Origin of the sequence: Streptomyces sp. NPDC087844 (assembly GCF_044742785.1) — a bacterium.
GTDB lineage: Bacteria > Actinomycetota > Actinomycetes > Streptomycetales > Streptomycetaceae > Streptomyces.
In genome coordinates this window covers 117,731-134,535 of record NZ_JBIUVD010000004.1, presented here as the reverse complement: position 1 = coordinate 134,535, position 16,805 = coordinate 117,731, and the positions used below count along the sequence as shown (strand labels likewise).

The 16,805-nt window shown below is 72.7% G+C and carries 12 protein-coding genes, 5 tRNA genes and 1 pseudogene; 11 read left to right on the top strand and 7 right to left on the bottom strand.

Annotation, left to right across the window (positions count from 1 at the left end; translation table 11 throughout):
- Positions 1–58 precede the first annotated feature (58 nt).
- From cbiE to ACIOKD_RS10455, 4 genes are all read left to right on the top strand, one after another.
- Positions 59–1,267 carry a precorrin-6y C5,15-methyltransferase (decarboxylating) subunit CbiE gene (cbiE, locus tag ACIOKD_RS10470; RefSeq protein ID WP_402080974.1) on the top strand — a complete coding sequence of 403 codons (1,209 nt, stop codon included), beginning with the start codon at positions 59–61 and terminating at the stop codon, positions 1,265–1,267.
- Between the two features lie 431 nt (positions 1,268–1,698).
- Positions 1,699–5,748, top strand: a complete 4,050-nt coding sequence (cobT, locus tag ACIOKD_RS10465) for a nicotinate-nucleotide--dimethylbenzimidazole phosphoribosyltransferase (protein ID WP_402080971.1) — start codon at positions 1,699–1,701, stop codon at positions 5,746–5,748.
- Positions 5,749–6,028: 280 nt separating this feature from the next.
- The gene (gene cobA / locus ACIOKD_RS10460) at positions 6,029–7,297 is read left to right on the top strand and encodes a uroporphyrinogen-III C-methyltransferase (protein WP_402080969.1); all 1,269 of its coding nucleotides are present in this window, start codon (positions 6,029–6,031) and stop codon (positions 7,295–7,297) included.
- 64 nt (positions 7,298–7,361) lie between these two features.
- Positions 7,362–8,180, top strand: coding sequence for a TrmH family RNA methyltransferase (locus tag ACIOKD_RS10455; protein WP_402080966.1), 819 nt, complete (start codon positions 7,362–7,364; stop codon positions 8,178–8,180).
- A gap of 414 nt (positions 8,181–8,594) precedes the next feature.
- On the opposite strand, the gene ACIOKD_RS10450 is transcribed toward ACIOKD_RS10455, so the two are convergent.
- On the bottom strand, positions 8,595–9,989 hold the full coding sequence (locus ACIOKD_RS10450) for a serine/threonine-protein kinase (RefSeq protein WP_402081702.1): 1,395 nt from the start codon (positions 9,987–9,989) through the stop codon (positions 8,595–8,597).
- 196 nt (positions 9,990–10,185) lie between these two features.
- On the opposite strand from ACIOKD_RS10450, the pseudogene ACIOKD_RS10445 reads away from it, so the two are divergent.
- The 4 genes and pseudogenes from ACIOKD_RS10445 to ACIOKD_RS10430 form a co-directional block, all read left to right on the top strand.
- A pseudogene (locus tag ACIOKD_RS10445) lies at positions 10,186–10,481 on the top strand (hypothetical protein); the annotation flags it as partial.
- Positions 10,482–10,724: 243 nt separating this feature from the next.
- A complete protein-coding gene (locus ACIOKD_RS10440; RefSeq protein ID WP_189772681.1) occupies positions 10,725–10,934 on the top strand; it encodes a hypothetical protein in 210 nt (69 codons plus the stop codon).
- 204 nt (positions 10,935–11,138) lie between these two features.
- Positions 11,139–12,089, top strand: coding sequence for a phosphotransferase (locus ACIOKD_RS10435; protein WP_402080964.1), 951 nt, complete (start codon positions 11,139–11,141; stop codon positions 12,087–12,089).
- Positions 12,090–12,163: 74 nt separating this feature from the next.
- Complete coding sequence (locus tag ACIOKD_RS10430) at positions 12,164–12,472, top strand: zf-TFIIB domain-containing protein (protein ID WP_402080961.1); 309 nt, start codon at positions 12,164–12,166, stop codon at positions 12,470–12,472.
- A 66-nt stretch (positions 12,473–12,538) separates the two neighbouring features.
- Here ACIOKD_RS10430 and ACIOKD_RS10425 read toward each other — a convergent pair.
- The 5 genes from ACIOKD_RS10425 to ACIOKD_RS10405 form a co-directional block, all read right to left on the bottom strand.
- Positions 12,539–12,613 (bottom strand) — tRNA-Val (locus tag ACIOKD_RS10425).
- Between the two features lie 39 nt (positions 12,614–12,652).
- Positions 12,653–12,724 (bottom strand) — tRNA-Val (locus tag ACIOKD_RS10420).
- A gap of 23 nt (positions 12,725–12,747) precedes the next feature.
- A tRNA-Val gene (locus tag ACIOKD_RS10415) sits at positions 12,748–12,819 on the bottom strand.
- Between the two features lies 1 nt (position 12,820).
- Positions 12,821–12,894: transfer RNA gene (locus ACIOKD_RS10410), tRNA-Cys, on the bottom strand.
- A gap of 39 nt (positions 12,895–12,933) precedes the next feature.
- A tRNA-Gly gene (locus ACIOKD_RS10405) sits at positions 12,934–13,006 on the bottom strand.
- Positions 13,007–13,162: 156 nt separating this feature from the next.
- Between ACIOKD_RS10405 and ACIOKD_RS10400 the strand changes: the two genes are divergently transcribed.
- From ACIOKD_RS10400 to ACIOKD_RS10390, 3 genes are all read left to right on the top strand, one after another.
- The gene (locus ACIOKD_RS10400; RefSeq protein WP_402080959.1) at positions 13,163–14,278 is read left to right on the top strand and encodes a chorismate-binding protein; all 1,116 of its coding nucleotides are present in this window, start codon (positions 13,163–13,165) and stop codon (positions 14,276–14,278) included.
- An 11-nt stretch (positions 14,279–14,289) separates the two neighbouring features.
- Positions 14,290–15,111 (top strand): aminotransferase class IV, encoded by an 822-nt coding sequence (locus tag ACIOKD_RS10395; RefSeq protein ID WP_402080957.1) that lies wholly within the window; start codon positions 14,290–14,292, stop codon positions 15,109–15,111.
- Positions 15,112–15,195: 84 nt separating this feature from the next.
- Positions 15,196–16,020 carry a GNAT family N-acetyltransferase gene (locus tag ACIOKD_RS10390; RefSeq protein ID WP_402080955.1) on the top strand — a complete coding sequence of 275 codons (825 nt, stop codon included), beginning with the start codon at positions 15,196–15,198 and terminating at the stop codon, positions 16,018–16,020.
- A gap of 45 nt (positions 16,021–16,065) precedes the next feature.
- Here the strand turns inward: ACIOKD_RS10390 and ACIOKD_RS10385 are convergent, their stop codons facing one another.
- Positions 16,066–16,590: a DsbA family protein gene (locus ACIOKD_RS10385; RefSeq protein ID WP_402080952.1), complete on the bottom strand. Its 525-nt coding sequence runs from the start codon at positions 16,588–16,590 to the stop codon at positions 16,066–16,068.
- Positions 16,591–16,805: the final 215 nt, after the last annotated feature.

Below are 16,805 nucleotides of genomic sequence, written 5' to 3'. Positions count from 1 at the left end.
TGCCCGGCGGCTCACCGCCCACCCGACGACCTGCGAAGACTCCAGGAGACTGACAACGATGGCCGACCGGGTCACGGTGATCGGCTGTGACGGCTCGCCGCTGACCGACGCGGCGCGCTCGGCTCTCGGCGCCGCCACACTGGTGGCGGGCGCGGCACACCACCTGGCCTTCCCCGAGGTGCCCCCGGCCGCCGAACGCATCCGGCTCGGCAGCGTCGCCCTCGCGGCCCGCCGCGTCGCCGCCCACCGCGGCACGGCCGTCGTGCTCGCCGACGGAGACCCCGGCTTCTTCGGAGTCGTACGCACCCTGCGCGACCCCGAGTTCGGCCTGGAGGTCGAAGTCGTCCCCGCGGTCTCGTCCGTGGCCGCGGCCTTCGCCCGCGCCGGGATGCCCTGGGACGACGCACAGGTGGTCGTGGCCCACCGGCGCACCCTGCGACGCGCGGTGAATGTGTGCCGCGCCCACACCAAGGTCGCCGTCCTCACCTCCCCCGGCGCCGGGCCCGCCGAACTCGGTCTGCTCCTCGAAGGAGTCCACCGCACCTTCGTCATCTGCGAGGAACTCGGCACCGAGCGCGAGCGCGTCACGATCCTCACCTCCGACAAGGTCGCGGACCACACCTGGCGCGACCCGAACGTCGTCATCGTCATGGGCGGCCCGGTCACCTCCTCCGAGGGCGGCGGCTGGATCGCCGGCCGCGACCCGGGCACCGGCCCGCGCGGCTGGGCGCTGCCCGACGAGATGTACGGCGACGAACTCGGCGAGGGCGAGACCGAGGTACTGCGCGCCGCCCAACTCGCCCGCCTCGGACCGCGGACCGGCGATCTCGTCTGGGACATCGGCTCGGGCAGCGGTGCCTTCGCCACGGAGGCCGCGCGGTGCGGCGCCGCCGTCATCGCCGTCGACCGCGACGCGGACGCCTGCGCGCGCACCATGGCGACCGCCCGGCGCTTCGGCGTCCAGTTCCAGATCACGCACGGCACCGCCCCGTACATCCTGGAGAACCTTCCCGAGCCGGACGTCGTGCGCGTCGGGGGCGGCGGTGCCGCGGTGGTCTCCGCCGTCGCCGACCGGCGTCCCGAGCGGATCGTCGCCCACGCCGCGACCCGCGACGCCGCCGAACTCATCGGCCGCAACCTGACGGAGCACGGCTACCGGGTCGAGTGCGCCCTTCTGCAGTCCGTCGAACTGGACACCCGCGTCTGGACGGAGAAGGAGCGGAGTGTGGCGTTTCTGCTGTCGGGGGACCTGGATCGCCGCCAGTAGTTCCGCCAGATGCTCCGTCGACAGCTCCGCTCAGCGCTTCGCCGGACGGCCGGTGAGTCGTCTGCCTGCGCGTCGTTGCTGATCGCGTCCTGTGATCCTGTTGTCGTACTGCGCGCGGTAGGCTGACCGATCGTTGTACTGCAATCGGGTTGTCCGGTATTTCGCCGGTCAATGCCCGCGAAACGCACCCATTTCGAGGGGCTTGTGGTACGGCAGAACCGGAGGACGCGCAAAGTGGCGCAGTCCACAGCGGGCCGTGACGGATCACCCTGTCGCGGTGGCGGGCCGGCCGCGACAATGCCAGTTAATGGCTTTGTCGACCGGCCGTTCGTGCCGCCCGGCCCGTGTGCTCGTTCTCATGACGGGCGGTCGGTGCGCCGCCCCGGACGAGCAGGTCGTAGGAGCACTAAACCGATGGGCGAGGGGTACGCATGACCGACACCGGCCAGGTCCCGGGCGAGGGACTGCCGGAGAACGCAGGCATGGTGGAGCAGCCGGGCGTCCCCGCCCCCGGTGCGTACACCTACCTCTCCGAGCCCACCGCTGAAGACGAAGACCTGTTGCTGCTGCCGGGCGCCCAGGGTGCGTGGGGCAACGAGGTGGCCCCACCGGCCCCGGTGCCGGTCGTCGAGGCCGTCCACGAGCCCGGTCCGCACGAGACGTCGGGCCGCGACAGCGGTTCGGTCGACCTCAGCGCCGTCCGGATGTCGTCCTCCGCGCCGCAGCCGCCCGTCGCCCGTCGCCCGTTGCACCTGGGCCCGCCGACTCCGGACGGCGCAGGCAGCCCGGTGCGTTCGCTCGCCGACCGCGGTCCTGCGGGGGCCCCGGGCACCCCGTTCCCCGTACGGCAGACCGGCCCGGCCACGTCCGGTCCCGAGTACCTCGACGCGCCGCGTGACGAGATCGCGTTGCAGGGCGCGTCTCCCTGGGGCGCCCGGGCTCAGGTCCAGGTCGCGCCACCGGTGGCACAGGTCGTTTCCGAGGGGACGCCCGCAGAAACGGTCTTCCCGGAGAGTGCGGGGGCGTACGCGGGCGCTCCGGTGACCGCGGGCGCTCCGGTTGCGCAGGCCTCCGACGCGCAGGCACCCGACGAGGGGGCCGGGCCGTCGCTCGCCGAGAGCCACGAGGTCCCCGTTCCGCAGGAGCGGGCCGAGGCCGTTTCGGTGGCGGAGCAGGCGGCGGGGGTCCCACAGGCCCCGACCCCGACCCCGACTCCGGCGCAGGCACAGCCGCAGGACGCTTCGGGTGCTGACCCGCTATCCGAGGCGGCGCCCGTCCCGGCAGTCGCGGAGCCGGCCGAGCACGTGGTGGACCCGGCCCAGGCCGTAGAGGACCCGACGCAGGCGGTCGTGGACCCGGCGGTGGCCGCCGCGCTGGCTCCGGAGGCCGTGCAGGTTCCGGAACAGGCGCCCGAGGGGGCGTACGGTACTCCGCTGCCGGAACCGGCACAGTCCCCTGAGCCGCTGCTCGGCACCGACCAGGCCCCGGAAGCCGTCCAGGTTCCGGAACCAGTACTGGTGCAGGACTACGCGCAGGCCCCGCAGCTCGCCGACGGTTCGCTGTTCCCGCAGGCTCCGGAAGGGAGCCACGGCCCCGAGTTCGCACAGGCACTCCCGGAGTTCGCGCACACCCCTAAGCCCGCGCCCTTCCCGGCCGCACCCGCCGCCGTCCACTTCGCCCGTCCGTCGGACGACGAGACCGACCCGTACGCAGCTGAGGCTCCCGTCGACCCGGCGGCCGACGACGCGACGCAGCACCCCGAGTACCCGGCACCGGTCCCGCTCCCCGTCCACCTGGTGGAACCGCAGGCTCAGGACGCGGCCGTCCCCTTCGCCGAAGCCGGACCGCACACCGGATTCCAGGAGCAGCAGTCGCAGCAGCAGTCGCAGCCGCAACCGCAGCCGCAGTCGCAGCCGATGGAGCCCGAGTCCGTCGTCGCGGAGGCCGTCCAGATCCAGGAGGCCGCCGAGGCCCCGCACTTCGCCGCCCCTGCCGAGCCCGGGGTGCCGGTGGAGGCCGCGGTGGGTGCGGACCCGAGCGTCGGTGCCCCCGACACGGCACAGCCGGCGCAGCCCGAGCCCACCGCGCACCCCGTGGCACCTACGTCACTCGCCGACCAGACCTTCGGGGACGAGTGGCAGGGTGAGGCGGCCCGGATCCAGGACGGTTTCCAGGCGCCGGAGCAGCCTGTCGGACAAGCCGGAGAAATCGACCAGGCCGACCCGGCCGCGCAGACAGACCAGACAGACCAGACAGACCAGACCGGGCAGGCCGTCCAGGTCGGACAGTTCGTACCGGTCGACGGCGTGGTCCCGACCACCCCGCACCTGGCCCCCACCCCGCCGCACGGGATGACGGTGGCGCCCCTCCCCGAGGAGCGGGCCGAGCAGACTGCCGAAGAGGCGACGGCCCCGCCCGCGGCGCCCGTCGAGCAGCCCGCGCCGGAGCCCGTGACTGCACCCGCCGTGGACCCGGCCCTCGCGCCGGTACCAGCCGCAGGGCCCCCCATCGCGTCCGAAGAAGGGCTGGACGAGGAGCTGGACGAGGAGCCGATCCTCGTACTGCCGGCCCCCCGGGAGCCCGGGCCGGTCCGCGGGACCGGGACGCTCCCGCTGTCGCAGGCCCCTGTCGAGGCCGAGGACGACAGCCCGGAGCCCGTAGTCGCACAGCAGGCGGAAGACCTGGACACCCGGGCCGCCGACCAGGAAGAGAGCACGGCCGACGTGGCCCAGACACGTGTGTCCACCGGCCCGGCCGCGCCCGGCTACGACGACGCCGAGCGCGAGGCCGTCCTGCGCGTGATGCGTGAACGCCGCGACATCCGCAACGGCTTCCGCAGCGACCCCATCCCGCACGACGTGCTGCTCCGTGTCCTGGAGGCGGCCCACACGGCGCCGTCCGTCGGCCACTCGCAGCCCTGGGACTTCGTCGTCATCCGCTCGGCGGAGACCCGGCGTTCGATGCACGAACTGGCCGTGCGCCAGCGTGAGGCGTACGCCAAGTCGCTTCCCAAGGGCCGCGCGAAGCAGTTCAAGGAACTGAAGATCGAGGCCATCCTCGACACCCCGGTGAACATCGTCGTCACCGCCGACTCCACGAGGGGCGGCCGGCACACGCTGGGCCGCCACACCCAGCCGCAGATGGCCCCGTACTCCTCGGCGCTCGCCGTCGAGAACCTGTGGCTCGCCGCCCGTGCCGAGGGCCTGGGCGTGGGCTGGGTCAGCTTCTTCGACGAGCGCGAGATGGTCCGCGGTCTCGGCCTGCCCGAGCACCTTGAGGTGGTCGCCTACCTCTGCGTCGGATACGTCGACGAGTTCCCGGACGAGCCCGAACTGATGCAGGCGGGCTGGTCCAAGCGCCGCCCGCTGTCCTGGGTGGTCCACGAGGAGACGTACGGCCGTCGCGCCCTGCCCGGTGAGGAGCCGCACGACCTGCTCGCCGAGACCATCACCAACATCCGGCCGCTGGACGCCAAGGCGCTCGGCGAGGCCTGGGAACGCCAGAAGCGCATGACCAAGCCGGCCGGGGCCCTCGGCATGCTGGAGATCATCTCCGCGCAGCTCTCCGGGCTCTCCAGGATGTGCCCGCCGCCCATTCCGGAACCGGCCGCTGTCGCGATCTTCGCGGGCGACCACGGCGTACACGCCCAGGGCGTCACCCCGTGGCCGCAGGAGGTCACGGGCCAGATGGTGGCCAACATCCTCGGCGGCGGCGCGGTCTGCAACGCCTTCGCCGCCCAGGTCGGTGCCGAGGTCTGCGTCATCGACGTGGGCGTGGCCTCCGACCTGCCCGCGACGCCCGGCCTGCTGCCGCGCAAGGTACGGGCGGGCACGGCCGACATGACGACCGGTCCCGCGCTGACCCGCGAGGAGGTCAGGTCGGCCATCGAGGTGGGCATCGAGACAGCCCGTGACCTGGTGGCGGCCGGGAACAAGGCGCTGATCACGGGTGAGATGGGCATCGCCAACACCACCGCGTCCGCCGCCCTGATCTCCGTCTACACCGGCAGCGACCCGGCCGAGGTCACCGGCCGCGGCACCGGCATCAACGACGAGACCCTGGCCCGCAAGACCGACGTCGTACGCCGCGCCCTGGAACTCCACCAGCCGGACCCGGCCGACCCGATCGGAGTCCTGGCGGCCATCGGCGGCCTGGAGCACGCCGCGTTGGTGGGCCTCCTTCTGGGCGGCGCCTCGCTGCGTACGCCGGTGATCCTGGACGGTGTCAGCGCCGGTGCCGCCGCACTGGTCGCCCGCGCGATCGCCCCCGAGGTCCTCGCGGCCTGCATCGCCGGCCACCGCAGCGCCGAGCCCGGCCATGTGGCAGCACTCAACAAGATGGGCCTGCGCCCACTGGTCGACCTGGACCTCCGCCTCGGCGAGGGCACGGGCGCCCTCCTGGCCCTCCCGGTGGTCCAGAGCGCGGCCAGGGCGATGCACGAGGTGGCGACGTTCGACTCGGCGGGGGTAACCGAGAAGTAGGCCGAGTCGTCGGGTCTGTGGGCAGGCGTTCCGCAGGGCGGAACGGGTGGGCACAGACCCGACGACGGACCCGCACGTGCGGGGGTCTGGGGCGCAGCCCCAGTTTCGGGAAGGGGCGGGCCAGGGGAAAGTACCCCCACCCACCCCAGCCCTCACCACCCCGCCCCCTAGAATCCGCACGTCAGGCCCGCTCCACCGCCGCAGCGCGCCACACCTCCCCCACTCTCGACTCCGCTCGAACGGGGGGACGCCCATCACCCGCATGAGGAGCCGCACCTTCATGGCCGAAAACCCCGCCTACCCCGTAGGCCTCCGCCTCGCCGGCCGCCGTGTCGTGGTCCTCGGCGGCGGCCAGGTCGCCCAGCGTCGCCTCCCGGCCCTCATCGCGGCGGGCGCGGACATCCAGCTCGTGTCCCCGTCGGCGACCCCCTCGGTCGAGGCCATGGCGGACGCCGGCGAACTGACCTGGACCAGGCGCCGGTACGAGTCGGGCGATCTCGCGGAATCCTGGTACGTCCTGATCGCCACCCCGGACTCCGCGGCGAACGCCGAGGCCTCCGCCGAGGCTGAGGCCCGCCGTGTGTGGTGCGTCCGCGCGGACGACGCGGACGAGGCCACCGCCTGGACCCCGGCGACGGGCCACAGCGAGGGCGTCACGGTGGCCGTCCTGACCACGAACGCCAAGGGCCGCGACCCCCGCCACACCGCGGCCATCCGTGACGCGGTGGTCGAAGGGCTGCGCGACGGCACCCTCGTCGCACCCCACCACCGCACCCGCACCCCCGGTGTCTCCCTGGTCGGCGGCGGCCCCGGCGACCCGGACCTGATCACGGTCCGCGGCCGGCGCCTCCTCGCCGAGGCGGACGTGGTCATCGCCGACCGCCTGGGCCCGCGCGACCTGCTCGCCGAACTCCCGCCGCACGTCGAGGTGATCGACGCGGCGAAGATCCCGTACGGGCGCTTCATGGCCCAGGAGGCCATCAACAACGCGCTCATCGAGCACGCCCTGCAGGGCAAGTCGGTGGTCCGGCTCAAGGGCGGCGACCCCTTCGTCTTCGGCCGCGGTATGGAGGAGGCCCAGGCGCTGGCCGAGGCGGGCATCTCCTGCACGGTCGTCCCGGGCATCTCCAGTTCGATCTCCGTGCCGGGCGCGGCGGGCATCCCGGTCACGCACCGCGGAGTCGCCCACGAGTTCACGGTCGTCAGCGGTCATGTGGCCCCCGACGACGAACGCTCCCTGGTCGACTGGGCGGCGCTCGCCAAGCTCCGCGGCACCCTGGTCGTCCTGATGGGCGTCGACAAGATCGGCGCCATCGCCCGTACCCTCATGGAGAACGGCAAGGCGCCCGGTACCCCCGTGGCACTCGTCCAGGAGGGCACGACCGCGGCGCAGCGCCGCGTCGACGCGACCCTGGCCACGGTCGCCGAGACCGTCCGCGCCGAAGAGGTGCGGCCCCCGGCGGTCATCGTCATCGGGGAGGTCGTGACCGTGGGGGCGGACGGCTCGTTCGAGACCTCTGACGGGACGTCTGACGGGACATCTGAGTAACCCCGGGTAACGCAACCCGTACCAAGCCGTTGGCACCGCACCCAGGACAAGGCAGTATCACCCTGTGGCCGATCTCATCACCGTTGAGGACCCAGCCGACCCGCGCCTGCGCGACTACACAGGCCTGACCGACGTGGAGCTGCGCCGCAAGCGCGAACCGGCCGAGGGCCTGTTCATCGCCGAGGGCGAGAAGGTCATCAGACGGGCCAAGGACGCCGGTTACGAGATGCGCTCGATGCTGCTGTCCGCCAAGTGGGTCGACGTCATGCGCGACGTCATCGACGAACTCCCGGCCCCGGTGTACGCGGTCAGCCCCGACCTCGCCGAACAGGTCACCGGGTACCACGTGCACCGCGGCGCGCTCGCCTCCATGCAGCGCAAACCGCTGCCGACCCCCGGCGACCTGCTCCGCACGGCCCGCCGGGTCGTCGTCATGGAGTCCGTCAACGACCACACCAACATCGGTGCGATCTTCCGCTCGGCCGCCGCCCTCGGCATGGACGCGGTCCTGCTCTCCCCGGACTGCGCGGACCCGCTGTACCGGCGTTCGGTGAAGGTCTCCATGGGCGCGGTCTTCGCCGTACCGTACGCACGCCTGGGCTCCTGGCCCAAGGGTCTCGACTCGGTCCGGGAGGCGGGCTTCGGCCTCCTCGCGCTCACCCCGGACGAAAAGGCCAAGACCCTCGACGAGGTGGCTCCGCACCGCATGGAGCGGGTCGCCCTGATGCTGGGCGCGGAGGGCGACGGCCTGTCCACCCAGGCCCTGGTGGCGGCAGACGAATGGGTCCGCATCCCCATGGCCCACGGAGTCGACTCCCTGAACGTGGGAGCGGCGGCAGCGGTGGCCTTCTACGCGGTGGCAACAGGCAGACCGGCCCCGTAAGGGCCGCGGCGCCCCACCACGCAGCCACGACACCCAACTCCGGCACGCCCCATAAGGGGCGCGAGGAACTGCGCACTCAGCCACGACGCACCCGCGGCCGACGACGGACGCCCACCTGCCTTGCCGGGCTGCTGCTCCGCCTGGCGTGCCTCGTTGGGGGCGCGGGGAACCGCGCGTTCAGCCACGGCGTACCCGCGGCGGACGACGGACGCTCACCTGCCTTGCCGGGCTGCTGCTCCGCCTGGCGTGCCTCGTTGGGGGCGCGGGGAACTGCGCACTCAGCCACGACGCGCCCGCGGCGGACGACGGACGCTCACCTGCCTTGCCGGGCTGCTGCTCCGCCTGGCGTGCCTCGTTGGGGGCGCGGGGAACTGTGCGCTCAACTGCGACGCGCCCGCGGCCGACGAACAACGTCTACCCGCCCAGACCGATCCCGCCCGGCTGATACGCCTGCTCCTGCCGCACATCCCCGGAGCCCCCACGATCAAGCCCTCGGGCAGGCCCCTGGCACCCCTGCGCCGCCGCGATGGCCAACGCCACGAGCAACGTCACCACCACGAACACGAACAGCCGCTGCCGCAGCAGCCGGGGATTCGCGGGCCGCCGCCACCCCGTCCCGGTGGTCCGCGGCCCGGTCTGCGGCCCGCCCCGCCCCGCCCCGCTCCGCCGCGGCCCGGTCCGATTGCCGGACTGCCCGGCGCGGCTGCCCGGCTGGCCGCTCCGGCCACCGGAGCCGGTGCCATTTCCGGTGCCGTTGCCGGAGCGAGTCGACCCGCCGCGCGAGGGGGCGGATGACCGCGCCCCGGACCGCGACGAGGGACCCTGGCCGCTGCCGCTGCCGCTGCCGCGCGGCCCGGAAGTACCCTGCGTACGCCGCTGGGTGCGCTGCTCCGGATAGTCGTCGTAATCGTCGGCGAGCCGCCCGGTGGGCCGGTCGGCCTCCGCCGCACGGGGAGCGGGCGGCCGGGCCTCGCCCATGCCCTGCGCCTCCCGCGCCGCGATCTCCTTGAGCCGCAACGACAACTGCAGTGTGCTGGGCCGCTCCTCGGGATCCTTCGCCAGACAGGCGCGTACGAGAGGGGCCAGCGCGTCGGGCACACCGTGCAGTTGCGGCTCCTCGTGCACCACCCGGTAGAGCATCACTTCGGAACTGCCGTGCCCGAAGGGCGAGTCCTGCGTCGCGGCGTACGCCAGCGTCGCGCCGAGCGCGAAGACATCCGTGGCCGGTGTGACCGCCGCACCCCGCACCTGCTCCGGCGCGAGGAAGCCGGGCGACCCCACAGCCGTACCCACGTGCGTCAGCGTGCTCGCCCCGGTCGCCCAGGCGATACCGAAGTCGATGATGCGCGGCCCCTTCGGGGACAGCAGGATGTTCGACGGCTTCAGATCCCGGTGGACGACACCGGCCTCGTGCACGGCGACGAGCCCCTCGGCGAGGGCGGCGCCGACGGCCGCGACCTCGGACGCGAAGAGCGGTCCGTCCTCGGTGACCTTGTCGTGCAGCGAGGGTCCGGGAACATACTGCGTCGCGAACCAGGGCCGTTCGGCCTCCAGATCCGCGGCGACGAGCCGCGCGGTGCACCCGCCCCTGATCCGCCGCGCCGCCGACACCTCACGGGCGAAGCGCGACCTGAACTCCTGGTCCTCCGCGAGGTCGGGCCGGATCACCTTCAGCGCGACCCGCTGGCCACGCCGGTCGGAGCCCAGATAGACAACGCCCATCCCGCCCGCGCCGAGCCGTCGGTGAAGCCTGAACGAGCCGACGACACGCGGGTCCTCGCGCCTCAGGCGCATCATCGCCATGTCCATCCCCGCTGCCCGGTCCGTTTGACGAGCCACAGCTTACGTTTCCGCGGCCGGGTGCGCGCAGAGGCCGCGCCCTCGCGATCCGACCGATTGTCAGTGCCGGGTGGGACAGTTGAAAGGTGGTCAGGGGACGGGGGACCGCGGCGGTGTTGAGCTGCGCGGATTCCCAACCGTCGCTCACAGGAGGGGGATTGGGCCCGTGCGGGCCGATCGCGTGGAGATGCTGGATGACGCGGAAGACACGCCCCGTACGTACGAGGTGGTGGCCGGCCGGGCGGGCCGTCGGGTGGCGACGGCGGTCCGTAGAGGGGTGGTCCAAGTGAGCGAAGTCACCAGGTGAAGGGCGCGCCCGTGCCCTTCAGGCCGTGGGGGAGGATCACTGCCCGCACTGCCCGCCACATGGCCACCCGGGTGCTCGCACTCGTCGAACAACAGGTCCCCAGGGAGGACAGCTCGGAACAGACCGGGCGTCCCCTCCGGGAAACCCCCGAGACCCAGGCCCTCTTCTCCACCCAGGGGAGTACTCCGCAGGTCACCGCTCATCCTCCGGGAGGCCCGGTAATAGGTACGAGGGCATGACGACCCGAACGCCCCTCCCGCCTAGATTTGTTGTCAAGCGGCGGGTGGCAGCACTCGTCCCCCGAGGTCAGACACCCGCCGCTGCCAGATATCGGACGTCGGACATCATCAGAAGTCGGACACCAGAAGCTTTTCAACAGAACGGTCAGGAGAGGGACCATGGCTGACACGGCATCGCGGACCATGATCCGCGCACAGGGACGCAAGGCGTACACCGCCGCGTTCGGGCCCAGCCGGTCCGGTCGGCGCCACCCCCTGGTGGCGACGGCCATGGTTCTCCCTCTGGCCACCCTGCTCGTAGTCGTCTTCGGCGGCTGGGAGGCAGTGGTCACACAGGCGTCGTCCGTGGGCGTGATGCTGGGGCGCTGAGCGGCGCCCCAGGCCCGGAAGAGCGGTCCGGGCGGGGACATCCGGCCATGAAACCCCGTGGGGACGGGGGTGCGGCGGACGGCAAAAAATGCGGGCGCAGCTGGGGAGCTGCGCCCGCATTGCTCTGCCTGCGTACGCTCCTGAGAGCCTGTGGACCCGCCCACGCGGGACGGGACCGGGACGTACGACCTGAGGGGGACCCGAGTGACCGCAGATGTGCTGCCCGCGCTCAGCGCGAAGGTGCGGGCCGCCGTCCATCCGGCGGGGGAGGAGGTCTGCGTCTGCGGCACGGACACCGCCGTGCTGGCCGACCGGCCCGACGGCGCCGTCGTCCGGCACGGCGGCACGGTGGCGAAGGCGCACGCCGCCGGCACCGACCCCACGGAGCTCACGGCGCGACTGGCCGTGGCCGCGCACCCCGCGCTCGACGGGATCCTCCTGCCGCCGCGCGGGACGGGCACGGCCGAGCTGCACGGCAGGCCGGTCACCTTCTGGTCCTACGGCACTCCCGTGGACCGCGACGACCCCGATGCCGCTCCGTGGGAGGAGGCCGCGACCCTTCTCGCACGGCTCCACCGGACTGTGGACTCCGTCCTCCCACCCGGCCTGCCTCCCATGCGCGGCCCGGCGAAGGCGGCCCGCGCGGTCGCCCGCCTCCGCGCGGCGGGCCCGCACCCGGCGGTGGCCCCCGTACTGCGTGCCTGGGCCGTCCTGCCCGCCTGGGCACGGGACGAGGCCCCGATGCCTGACCTGGGCAGGCTGTGCCACGGCGACCTCCACCTGGGCCAGCTGGTGCGGTCGGCGAGCGGCGACTGGCTGCTCATCGACATCGACGACCTCGGCCGCGGCGATCCCGCCTGGGATCTGGCCCGTCCCGCGGCCTGGTTCGCCTGCGGGCTCCTCCCGCCCGACGAGTGGACCCGTTTCCTCACCGCGTACCGGGTAGCCGGGGGCACGGCCGTGCCGGCGGACAGCGACCCCTGGTCGGCCCTCGACGTCGCGGCCCGCGCCCTGACCGTGCAGACCGCGGCCCAGGCGATCACCAAGTCGGTCGCGGCCGGGCGCCCGTTGGACGAGGTCGAGACGTCCGTGATCGACGCCTGTGACCGAATGGCGGCGCACCCGCCGGAGTTGGCGCCGGACTTCGCGACGTAGGGTGCAACCGACCGCAGCCGGACAGAGTCTGTCCTGGTGGAAGCAGTACCGACAGGCGAGGAGTTGAGCCGAGCATGCAGTGTCCGAAGTGCCATGCGCCGATGCACACGTACAACCGCAATGGTGTCCAGATCGAGCAGTGCAGCGGCTGCCGCGGGATCTTTCTCGACTACGGCGAGCTGGAGTCGCTGACGCGCCTGGAAGGCCAGTGGTCGCAGCCCGGCCCGCCGCCCCAGGGCGCCCCGCAGGCCTACCCGTCCGCCCCCGCCCCCGCCTGGGGCGCTCCGCAGCCCGGCGGTCATGGTGGCGGGCACGGCGGGCACGGCGGCCACTACGGCCACCAGCGTCAGAAGAGCTTCGGCCACATGCTGTTCTCCTCCTGACCGGTCCTGACCGGCTGCGAGGAACGACGAAGCCCCCGACCGTAAGAGACGGCCGGGGGCTTCGGCTGGTGCGCGATACTGGGATTGAACCAGTGACCTCTTCCGTGTCAGGGAAGCGCTCTCCCGCTGAGCTAATCGCGCGGGTGGGACCTGCTGGTGACGCCGATGGTGCGTACTGCGTGCGCGATACTGGGATTGAACCAGTGACCTCTTCCGTGTCAGGGAAGCGCTCTCCCGCTGAGCTAATCGCGCGGGGACCCGGTGAACCGGATCAGTGGACGATACTGGGATTGAACCAGTGACCTCTTCCGTGTCAGGGAAGCGCTCTCCCGCTGAGCTAATCGTCCTTGGAGGTGGAGACGGGATTTGAACCCGTGTAGACGGCTTTGCAGGCCGTTGCCTCGCCTCTCGGCCACTCCACCAGGAGCGCGGGGGGTCGGGAAGATCCCCCACTTCCTGCGAGCGGACGACCAGGTTCGAACTGGCGACCTCAACCTTGGCAAGGTTGCGCTCTACCAACTGAGCTACGTCCGCTTGTCGTTTCCGGTCGGCTCTCGCGTCCCGGCGACGTGTTGAACTCTAGCGGATACCGGGGCCAGCACAAAAACGCGTTTGCGCAGCGTGCTGCGTTACGCCCGCTCCAGGACACGGCCGAGGCACCCGCAGGTCACCCACCATAGACTCACGGTTGTGCACGACCTCCCAGCTCTCGCCCGCTTCGGCGGCATCGTCGCGACCGGCCTCGTCGATGTCACCGGCGATCCCGCGGCCCTGGACTCCAGCGGCTTCTGGGCCGTGAGTGCCGACTTCGAGGGGCGGGTGACATGCGCCCGTTTCGCGGATGTACGCCCCGAAACCGTCCCCCCACCGGTGCCCGGCGGGTGGCGGGGCCCCGCGGCCGGCGACTGGACGTCGTCGCTCGACCGCGCCGCGTACATGACGGGTGTACGCCGTATACGTGAGCTCATCGCGGCGGGCGAGGTGTATCAGGTGAACCTCTGCCGGGTCCTGTCCGCGCCCATTGCCCCCGACGCCGACGTGGACGCGCTGACCGCCCTGCTGGCACGCGGCAACCCGGCACCGTACGCCGGAACGATTCGCCTCCCGGGCCACGGGGTCGACACAGCCACCGCGTCCCCGGAACTCTTCCTGCGCCGCACCGGCCGTGTCGTCGAGTCCGGTCCGATCAAGGGCACGGGACGCACCGAGGCGGACCTGCTCGAAAAGGACCACGCCGAGAACGTGATGATCGTGGATCTGGTCCGCAACGACCTGGGCCGGGTGTGCGCCACGGGCAGCGTGACCGTGCCCGACCTGTGTGTCGTCGAGAAGCACCCGGGCCTCGTCCACCTCGTCTCCACCGTCCGCGGCGAACTGCGCGAGAACGCGGGCTGGCCGGAGCTGCTGAGCGCGGCCTTCCCGCCCGGATCCGTCACGGGCGCCCCCAAGTCCAGCGCCCTGCGGATCATCGAGGAGCTGGAGACGGCTCCCCGCGGGCCGTACTGCGGCGGCATCGGCTGGGTCGACGCCGATCGCGGCACCGGGGAACTGGCCGTCGGGATCCGTACCTTCTGGATCGACCGGGCCGAGGGTGTGCTGCGCTTCGGCTCGGGCGCGGGCATCACCTGGGGCTCGGATCCCCGGCGTGAATGGGAGGAGACCGAGCTGAAGGCCGCCCGGCTGCTCGCTGTAGCGTCGGGGGAGTACCCAGGGGCGTACGACACGGGTGGGGGGACACGCGTCGACGACCCCGAGGGCCCCGGCCGGAACAGCACGTCCGGCCGGGAACCCGGCACGTTCTCGTGAGGTGAGGTTCAGTGAAGATCTGGCTCGACGGCGGGCTGCAGGACAGCGAGTCGGCCCGTGTCTCCGTCTTCGACCACGGGCTGACCGTGGGCGACGGCGTCTTCGAGACCGTGAAGGCGGTCGACGGACGCCCGTTCGCGCTCACCCGTCACCTCGACCGGCTGGCGCGCTCGGCGACCGGCCTCGGACTGCCCGAGCCCGACCGCGACGAGGTGCGCCGGGCCTGCGCGGCCGTCCTGGACGCCAACCCCGTGCCTCTGGGCCGCCTGCGCATCACGTACACCGGCGGCCACGGACCGCTCGGTTCGGACCGGGGCGAGCAGGGGCCGACCCTGCTCGTGGCGCTGGGGGAGTCCGCCCGCCGTCCCGACTCCACCGCGGTGATCACCGTGCCCTGGACCCGCAACGAGCGCGGCGCGCTGACGGGCCTCAAGACGACGTCGTACGCCGAGAACGTCGTCGCCCTCGCCCGCGCGCGCGAAGAGGGCGCGTCCGAGGCCCTGTTCGCGAACACGGTCGGGCAGCTCTGTGAGGGCACCGGTTCCAACGTCTTCGTCGTGCTGGACGGCGAGATCCACACGCCGCCCGTCGCCTCCGGGTGCCTCGCCGGCATCACGCGGGTCCTGGCCGTCGAGTGGACCGGGGCCAAGGAGACCGACCTGCCGTTCGACGTCCTGGAGCGGGCCGAGGAAATCTTCCTGACCTCGACACTGCGCGACGTGCAGGCGGTGCACCGCGTCGACGGCCGTGCACTGCCGGGTGCGCCCGGACCGGTGACCGCGAAGGCCATGCGCGTCTTCGGCGAGCGGGCGGGCGACGACCTCGACCCGTGAGCCGCCGGCCCGCCGTCGGTCCGCCGGCCGGGCACCAGGTTTTTTCGATGGCGCGAACCTCTCCCGGCGGGTACAACACCCCTGATGACCACCACCCTGCGGCCGACCGAGCCGCTTCAGCGCGACGCCGACGGGGCGTTGTCACGCCACTACACCGTGTGCGTGAACAGCCGTCCCGTGGGCGTTGTACACCTCGTGAGCAGCCCCACCCCCGGGGCACCCGTCGGTGAGATCCGCGACCTGCGCATCGAGGAGCCGGACCGAGGGCGCGGCCGGGCCACCGTGGCCGCACTCGCCGCGGAGGAGGTGGCGCGCGGCTGGGGGTGCCGGCGGATCGAGGCGTCTGTCCCGGCCGACGCCACGGAAGCCCTGCGACTGGCGACGGCCCTCGGCTACGTCGTGCGCAGCCGCTTCATGGAGAAACGACCTGGCGACGCCGCGCCCGAACTGCCTGCCGGCAGCCGGGGGCGCCCCATGACGGAGACCGAGTTCGCCTCTTGGGTGGAACGGGCCCAGGAGGAGTACGTCCAGGACTGGATCACCCGGGGAGTGCCCGAGGCGGAGGCCCGGGCCAAGGCCGAGCAGGACAACGTCACCCTGCTGCCGGACGGGCTCGGCAGCGAGGGGTTGGACATCAGTGTCCTGGAGCACGAGGGGACCCCGGTGGGCAGGCTGTGGCTGGGGACCCGTGACGGCTGGGCGTTCGTCTACGACGTCGAGACGGACGAGGCGCACCGGGGCCGGGGGCACGGGCGTTCGCTGATGCTGCTGGCGGAGGCGCAGGCGGCCGTGGCCGGACGCCCCGGTGTCCGCCTGAACGTCTTCGCCGACAACACCCCGGCCGAGCGGCTCTACGAGTCACTCGGCTATGAGACGACCACGTACCACTTGTACAAGAACCTGCTGTAGCCCCGGGAGCCGTGGGGCCGGTGAAGGCGGTGCGGGCGGCGGCCGTCAGGCGTCCTGCTCGGCCAGCAGCCGGTCCACGATCTCCTCGACGCGCTCGCGCAGCCCGTCCTGGTTCTTGCCGCCGTCCAGGCGCTCGCCGCCGATGACGTATGTCGGCGTGCCGGTCACGCCGATGGCCTTGCCCTCGGCCTGGTCGGCGTCGACGATCAGGATGTGCCGGCCGTCGATGAGGGCCGTGTCGAACTCCTCGGCGTCCAGGCCGAGCCCGCGGGCCACATCGAGGAGGACCGCCTCCCCGTCGCGGTCCAGCTCCGACACACGCGCCAGCACCGCCTCGACGTACGGCCAGGCCTTGCCCTGGTCCGCGGCCTCCTCGGCGGCCTGGGCCGCCGCGAACGCGTGCTTGTGCTTCTCCAGCGGGAAGTGCCGCAGCCGCAGCTCCAGCCGGTCGCCGTAGCGGGCACGCAGCGCGCGCAGGTCGTCGAGGGCACTACGGCAGTCCGGGCACTGGAGTTCGCACCAGATGTCCAGTACGGGGACGGCGGGGCGGGCGGGGGAGGAGTCGCTCATGGGGTCAGTCTCCCAGCCGGGGCCCGCGCGTCCCAACCGGGACCTCCGAGGTGCCCGGCCCGGTCGGCACCTCGTGGGCGCCGGCCGCGCCATTCGACGCCGCCGGATGCCCCGCCGTCGACCGGCACCTCACCCGCCGTCGACCGGCACCTCAGGAGGACCCGACCCGGAGATGTCCCTGAGGTCTCCCCGGACCATGGCATACCGGGCAGGCG

Coding starts and splice junctions, on each gene's coding strand:
- ACIOKD_RS10390 (WP_402080955.1), top strand. CDS start 15,196: ATGACCACCACCCTGCGGCCGACCGAGCCGCTTCAGCGCGACGCCGAC.
- cbiE (WP_402080974.1), top strand. CDS start 59: ATGGCCGACCGGGTCACGGTGATCGGCTGTGACGGCTCGCCGCTGACC.
- cobT (WP_402080971.1), top strand. CDS start 1,699: ATGACCGACACCGGCCAGGTCCCGGGCGAGGGACTGCCGGAGAACGCA.
- ACIOKD_RS10450 (WP_402081702.1), bottom strand. CDS start 9,989: ATGGACATGGCGATGATGCGCCTGAGGCGCGAGGACCCGCGTGTCGTC.
- ACIOKD_RS10385 (WP_402080952.1), bottom strand. CDS start 16,590: ATGAGCGACTCCTCCCCCGCCCGCCCCGCCGTCCCCGTACTGGACATC.
- ACIOKD_RS10440 (WP_189772681.1), top strand. CDS start 10,725: ATGGCTGACACGGCATCGCGGACCATGATCCGCGCACAGGGACGCAAG.
- cobA (WP_402080969.1), top strand. CDS start 6,029: ATGGCCGAAAACCCCGCCTACCCCGTAGGCCTCCGCCTCGCCGGCCGC.
- ACIOKD_RS10430 (WP_402080961.1), top strand. CDS start 12,164: ATGCAGTGTCCGAAGTGCCATGCGCCGATGCACACGTACAACCGCAAT.